6 protein-coding genes are annotated in these 6,160 nt (G+C 71.7%); all 6 read left to right on the top strand.

The annotated features are described in order from the left end of the window. Window positions 1-105: 105 nt before the first annotated feature. Window positions 106-531, top strand: a complete 426-nt coding sequence (locus QZX64_RS10250) for an NUDIX domain-containing protein (RefSeq protein WP_295659185.1) — start codon at window positions 106-108, stop codon at window positions 529-531. Window positions 532-583: 52 nt separating this feature from the next. Then, complete coding sequence (gene dxs / locus QZX64_RS10245) at window positions 584-2,485, top strand: 1-deoxy-D-xylulose-5-phosphate synthase (RefSeq protein WP_295659181.1); 1,902 nt, start codon at window positions 584-586, stop codon at window positions 2,483-2,485. Between the two features lie 119 nt (window positions 2,486-2,604). After that, on the top strand, window positions 2,605-4,101 hold the full coding sequence (locus QZX64_RS10240; RefSeq protein WP_295659179.1) for an MFS transporter: 1,497 nt from the start codon (window positions 2,605-2,607) through the stop codon (window positions 4,099-4,101). A gap of 31 nt (window positions 4,102-4,132) precedes the next feature. Then, window positions 4,133-4,369 carry a hypothetical protein gene (locus tag QZX64_RS10235; protein WP_295659176.1) on the top strand — a complete coding sequence of 79 codons (237 nt, stop codon included), beginning with the start codon at window positions 4,133-4,135 and terminating at the stop codon, window positions 4,367-4,369. Window positions 4,370-4,502: 133 nt separating this feature from the next. Further along, the gene (locus tag QZX64_RS10230; RefSeq protein WP_295659174.1) at window positions 4,503-5,441 is read left to right on the top strand and encodes a PAC2 family protein; all 939 of its coding nucleotides are present in this window, start codon (window positions 4,503-4,505) and stop codon (window positions 5,439-5,441) included. Then, window positions 5,441-6,160 (top strand): acyl-CoA thioesterase II (locus tag QZX64_RS10225; protein ID WP_295659173.1); only part of this gene is annotated, 720 nt, incomplete at its 3' end. The genes QZX64_RS10230 and QZX64_RS10225, both read left to right, overlap by 1 nt.

The following is a 6,160-nucleotide window of genomic DNA, read 5'->3' as shown; positions in this document are numbered from 1 at the left end:
GGCCGTCGACCGTGCGCACCAGCGACCGGGTGGCGTCGGGCAGCAGCCGCAGGGGGTCCATGCGGTCATTGAACCCCATGGGGGCGGGGGTCCTACGGTGTCGCCATGCACCACTTCGCCAGCGTCGCCCTGATCGACCCGCGCGGCTGGCTGCTCATGCAGGAGCGCGACGAGCACCCGCGCATCGACCCCGAGTGCTGGGGCTTCCCCGGCGGCGGCGTGGAGGCGGGGGAGACCTACGAGCAGGCGGCCTACCGCGAGCTCGAGGAGGAGACGGGGGTCCGTCTCGAGCCCGGCGCGCTGACCCTCCACGGGCGGTTCCGCTACTACAGCGAGTCGTGCGGCGAGGACGACCAGCTCGAGCTGTACGTCGCCCGCACCACTCTCTCCGACGACGACGTCGAGTGCCACGAGGGCCGCCAGATGGTGTTCGTGGACCCCGCGACCCTGCCCGGCCGCCCGCTGACGGCGTCGGTGCGGGCCACCCTGCCCGGGTTGCTCGACTCGGGTCGGGCAGCCCCCATCGCCTAGACTCGAACGTTGCAGCACCGTCAGTACGCACGCCGAGCAGTGAGGGAGTTCCATGGGGCACCTGGAGTCGATCTCGACCCCCCACGACCTGCGTGGCCTCGAGGACGCCGAGCTCGCAGCCCTGGCCGCCGAGATCCGGGACTTCCTGATCGCCACGTGCGCCCGCACCGGCGGCCACATCGGGCCCAACCTGGGGGTCGTCGAGCTCACGATGGCGATCCACCGCACCTTTGACTCCCCGCGCGACCGCATCGTGTTCGACACCGGCCACCAGGCCTACGTCCACAAGCTGCTCACCGGCCGGATGGCGGGCTTCGAGAGGCTGCGGCAGGAGGGCGGCGTGAGCGGCTACCCCAGCCAGGCGGAGTCCGACCACGACATCGTCGAGAACTCCCACGCCTCCACCGCCCTGTCGTACGCCGACGGTCTGGCCAAGGCCTACCGCATCCGCGGCGAGGACCGCCACGTCGTCGCGGTCATCGGCGACGGGGCGCTCACCGGCGGCATGGCCTGGGAGGCCCTGAACAACATCGCCGTCGCCCACGACAGCCGCCTGGTGATCGTGGTCAACGACAACGGCCGCTCCTACACCCCCACCGTCGGCGGCCTCGCCACCGCGCTGACCGCGCTGCGCACCAACCCGCGCTACGAGCAGGTCCTCGACCTGGTGAAGAAGCGCCTCAACGCGGTCCCCGGCGTCGGGCCCGCGGCGTACGACGCCCTGCACGCCGTCAAGAAGGGCATGAAGGACGCCCTGGCCCCGCAGGGCCTGTTCGAGGACCTCGGCCTGAAGTACGTCGGCCCGGTCGACGGCCACGACCGCGCCGCCATGGAGCAGGTACTGGCCAACGCCAAGCGCTTCGGCGGACCCGTGATCGTGCACGCGCTGACCCGCAAGGGCTTCGGCTACGACCCGGCGGAGCGGCACGAGGCCGACCAGTTCCACGGCCCCGGCCCGTTCGACGTGGAGACGGGTGCCGAGAGGCCCAAGGGCAGGATCTGGACCGACCACTTCTCCGACGCCGTGGTCGCGCTCGGCGAGCGCCGCCAGGACGTCGTGGCCATCACGGCGGCGATGATGCACCCGGTGGGCCTCGACGCCTTCGCGCGGCGGTTCCCCGAGCGCACCTTCGACGTGGGCATCGCCGAGCAGCACGCGGTCACCTCCGCCGCCGGGCTGGCGATGGGTGGTCTCCACCCGGTGTTCGCCGTCTACGCGGCCTTCCTCAACCGCGCCTTCGACCAGGTGCTCATGGACGTCGCGCTGCACCGCTGCGGCGTGACCTTCGTCCTCGACCGCTCCGGGGTCACCGGTGACGACGGTGCCAGCCACAACGGCATGTGGGACATGTCGATCCTCCAGGTCGTGCCCGGCCTGCGGATCGCGGCACCACGCGACGCCAGCCGGGTCGAGGAGCTGCTCGACGAGGCGGTCGAGGTCGACGACGCCCCCACCGTCGTGCGCTTCCCCAAGGGGCCGCCGCCCGACGACATCCCGGCGATCGGCAAGGCCGGCGGGGCCGACGTGCTGGTCCGCAACGGCAGGCGCGACGTCCTGGTGGTGGCGGTCGGGTCGATGTGCGAGGTCGCGGTCGACGTGGCCGCCCGGCTCGTGGCGCAGGGGATCGGCGTGACGGTCGTCGACCCGCGCTGGGTCAAGCCGGTCGACCCGGGCGTCGTCGACCTGGCCCGTGACCACCGGCTCGTCGTCAGCATCGAGGACAACGGCAAGGTCGGTGGCTGCGGTGCGGTGCTGCTGCAGACGTTGAACGAGGCCGGCGTGACCACGCCGTTCCGCCTCCTCGGCATCCCGCAGGAGTTCCTGGGTCACGCCAAGCGCGGCGCGATCCTCGAGCGCACGGGGCTCTCGGCGAAGGCGATCGCGCGCGACATCGTCGAGGACGTCACCGCGGTCCGCGACGGCCGCGCGCTGGTGGGCGCCGACCCCTCCTGAGCAGACGGCCTGCCCCGTGCGTGCTGTGTCGCATGACACACCCGCGACGGGGTACCCCTCGCCGGTTGCCTTCTCCCAGGAAGGTCTCGAGCGCCGTACCGACGAACGGAGTGCCGCAGATGGCAGCAGGGGTCGAGCAGGGCCGGATCACCACCGACATCCCCGCGCGGATGGACCGCCTGCCCTGGGCGAGGTGGCACTGGATCGTCGTCATCGGCCTCGGGACGGTCTGGATCCTGGACGGGCTCGAGGTCACCATCGTGGGCTCGCTCTCGGAGGCGCTGAAGTCGGAGGAGACCGGCCTGGGCCTCACCAGCACCGACATCGGGATGGCCGGTGCGGTGTACGTCGCCGGTGCGTGCATCGGCGCCCTCTTCTTCGGGCAGCTGACCGACCGCTTCGGACGGAAGAAGCTGTTCCTCCTGACGCTCGGGGTCTACCTGTTCGGCACCGTGCTGACCGCCTTCTCGATGAACCCGCTCTTCTACTTCGTCTGCCGCTTCATCACCGGCGCCGGCATCGGCGGGGAGTACGCCGCGATCAACTCCGCGATCGACGAGCTGATCCCCGCGAAGTACCGCGGCCGCATCGACATCGCCATCAACGGCTCCTTCTGGGTCGGCGCCGCCTTCGGCGCCATGCTGACCGTGCCGCTGCTCGACCCCGACGTCGTGGCCAACCAGGAGCTCGGCTGGCGCGGTGCCTTCGCGCTCGGGGCGGTGCTGGCGATCGGCATCCTGATCGTGCGTCGCAACGTGCCGGAGAGCCCCCGCTGGCTCTTCATCCACGGTCGCGAGGACGAGGCGGAGAAGATCGTCCGCGGCATCGAGGGGACCGTGGAGCAGGAGACCGGCAAGTCGCTGCCGACCGTCTCGGAGACGCTCACGATCCGCCAGCGCAAGACGATCCCGCTCACGACGATCGCCAGGACCGTCTTCACCCTCTACCCCAAGCGCACGGTGCTCTGCCTGGCGCTCTTCATCGGCCAGGCCTTCCTCTACAACGCCTTCTTCTTCACCTACGGCGACAGCCTCTCGACGTTCCTCGACGTCGAGCAGACCGGCTGGTACATCGCCGCCTTCGCGGCCAGCAACTTCGCCGGCGCCCTCCTGCTGGGGTCGCTGTTCGACACCGTCGGCCGGGTCAAGATGATCGCGGGCACCTACATCATCTCCGGCGTGCTGCTCGCGGTCGCCGGCTTCCTGCTGGGCAACCTCAGCGCGGTCGAGCTGACGATCTTCGGCATGGTCATCTTCTTCTTCGCCTCCGCCGGGGCCAGCGCGGCGTACCTCACGGCCAGCGAGGTCTTCCCGATGGAGACCCGCGCCCTGTGCATCGCGTTCTTCTACGCCATCGGCACCGCCGCCGGCGGCATCAGCGGGCCCCTGTACTTCGGTGGTCTCATCGACCGTGCCACCGAGTCCGGGGACATCGCCGGCATCGCCCCGGGGTACTTCGTCGGGGCCGCGCTCATGATCGCCGGCGGCATCGTCGCGATCTTCCTCGGGGTGCACGCGGAGCAGCAGACGCTGGAGAACATCGCGAGGCCCCTCACGGCGGAGGACGACGACACACCCGCGTCTGGCTCCGACCGCTCCACCCCCGCCCCGGCCTGACCCCGACGACGCACCCACCCGGAGACCTGCCATGCCCATGCCGCCGCCCAAGCCCAGCACCGAGGGTCCCCGCGACCGACAGGTGTTCCACGAGATGGGGCAGCTGGTCCGCGCCCTGGAGGCGAACGGCCCCCAGTCGCTCGACGACCTCGCGGTCATGGTCGGGGCGTCGTACTGGGAGTCGAACCGGTTCGAGCACGCGGTGGCCTTCGCCATCACCGACGGCCTGGTCGTCAAGCAGGCCGACGGCACCGTGTCGGCCACCTGACGCGCCGCCATCGGCCTCACCGTGGGCGAGGGACGCTGACCGGCCGGGGGAATGGGGCCACCGGCCCGCGCGTTCAGCCCGTCGCCCTATCGTGGGCGCACCAGGCCGTCTCGGCAGTCCCAGGAGGAACCGCGTGTCCCAGGAGTCCAGGCTCGTGCACATCGTCGACGAGGTGCCCGAGCTCGACGGCGTCGACGACCTGACCATGGTGGTCGTGCTGACCGGCTTCCTCGACGCCGGGCAGGCCGCCGACCATGCCGCGCAGTACCTCCAGGACGGCTCCGAGGGCCCGGTCGTCGCCACCTTCGACGTCGACTCGCTGCACGACTACCGCGCCCGGCGCCCGGCGATGAGCTTCGTGCGCGACCACTACGCCGACTACGACGCGCCCCGGCTGTCGGTGCGGCTGGTCCGCGACACCGGCGGCACGCCGTTCCTGCTGCTCCGGGGCCCGGAGCCCGACACCCGGTGGGAGGGGTTCGCCCGTGGGGTGCGCGCCGTGGTCGAGCGCTTCGCGGTGACCCGCGTGGTGAGCCTGGGCGCGGTGCCGATGGCGGTGCCGCACACCCGGCCGATCGCCATCACCCCCCACGCCAACCGGCCCGAGCTGCTGGTGACCTCCAGCCCCTGGCAGAGCGAGCTGCGGATCCCCTCGAGCGCCCAGGCGCTCCTGGAGCTGCGGCTGGGCGAGTGGGGCCATGACTCCCTGGGCTTCGTCGCGCACATCCCGCACTACCTCGCCTCCATGGACTACCCCGTGGCGTCGCTGACGCTGCTGGAGCACCTCGAGCTCGGCGGCCACCTCACCATCGACCTGACCGACCTGCGCGAGGCCGCCCGGCGGTGCGAGGTCGAGATCGCGCGCTACCTGGAGTCCAACGAGGAGGTCGGCGAGGTCGTGACCGCCCTGGAGGAGCAGTACGACGCGTTCCGGCGCTCGGAGGAGAGCGGCTCCTCGCTGCTCGCCGACGACCAGCCGCTGCCCACGGGGGAGGAGATCGGCCAGCAGTTCGAGCAGTTCCTGGCCGGCCTCGACGGCACCGACGGCCCCAAGGAAGGGCAGGGCGACTGATGCCCGCGCCCGTCGACGGCCTGCTGCGCCTGCTCGAGCTCGAGGACCTCGACGTCGACCTGTACCGCGGCACTCAGCCGGAGACGACCAGGCAACGGGTCTTCGGGGGCCAGGTCGCCGCGCAGGCCCTGGTCGCCGGCGCCCGCAGCGTCGACACGGAGTACTCCCTGCACTCCCTGCACTCCTACTTCCTGCGGCCCGGTGACACGCGGGTGCCGATCATCTACGACGTCGAGCGGATCCGCGACGGGCGCAGCTTCGCCACCCGCCGGGTGGTCGCGCGCCAGCACGGCCGGGGGATCTACTTCCTGACCGCCAACTACCAGCGGGCCGAGGACGGGCTGGACCACCAGGACGTCATGCCCGACGTCCCCGGGCCGGATGCCGGCTACCCGATGTCGGCCCTGGCGCGCCGCTCGTCGCAGAGCGCGGGGGACGACTGGGACCGCGAGTGGTCCGCCCTCGACATCCGGCACCTCGGCACCTCGACGCAGGGGCTCACCCCCGATCCGGCGCACCCCGCTCAGGCGCGGCTGTGGGTCCGCGTCGACGGCGACGTGGGGGAGGACCCGATCACGCACCTCGCGGCCTTCACCTACGCCAGCGACCTGACGCTGCTCGGTGCGGCGCTGGTGCCGCACGACCTCAACATCGCCTCCCCACGGCTCCAGCCCGCCAGCCTCGACCACACCATCTGGTTCCACCGGCCCTTCCGTGCC

This window comes from uncultured Nocardioides sp. (assembly GCF_902805925.1).
Taxonomy (GTDB): domain Bacteria; phylum Actinomycetota; class Actinomycetes; order Propionibacteriales; family Nocardioidaceae; genus Nocardioides.
This window is presented reverse-complemented; position numbering and strand designations above follow the sequence as displayed.

Excerpts from the sequence above, each read along its gene's own strand:
- QZX64_RS10240 (WP_295659179.1), top strand. The coding sequence starts at position 2,605 with ATGGCAGCAGGGGTCGAGCAGGGCCGGATCACCACCGACATCCCCGCG.
- dxs (WP_295659181.1), top strand. The coding sequence starts at position 584 with ATGGGGCACCTGGAGTCGATCTCGACCCCCCACGACCTGCGTGGCCTC.
- QZX64_RS10235 (WP_295659176.1), top strand. The coding sequence starts at position 4,133 with ATGCCCATGCCGCCGCCCAAGCCCAGCACCGAGGGTCCCCGCGACCGA.
- QZX64_RS10250 (WP_295659185.1), top strand. The coding sequence starts at position 106 with ATGCACCACTTCGCCAGCGTCGCCCTGATCGACCCGCGCGGCTGGCTG.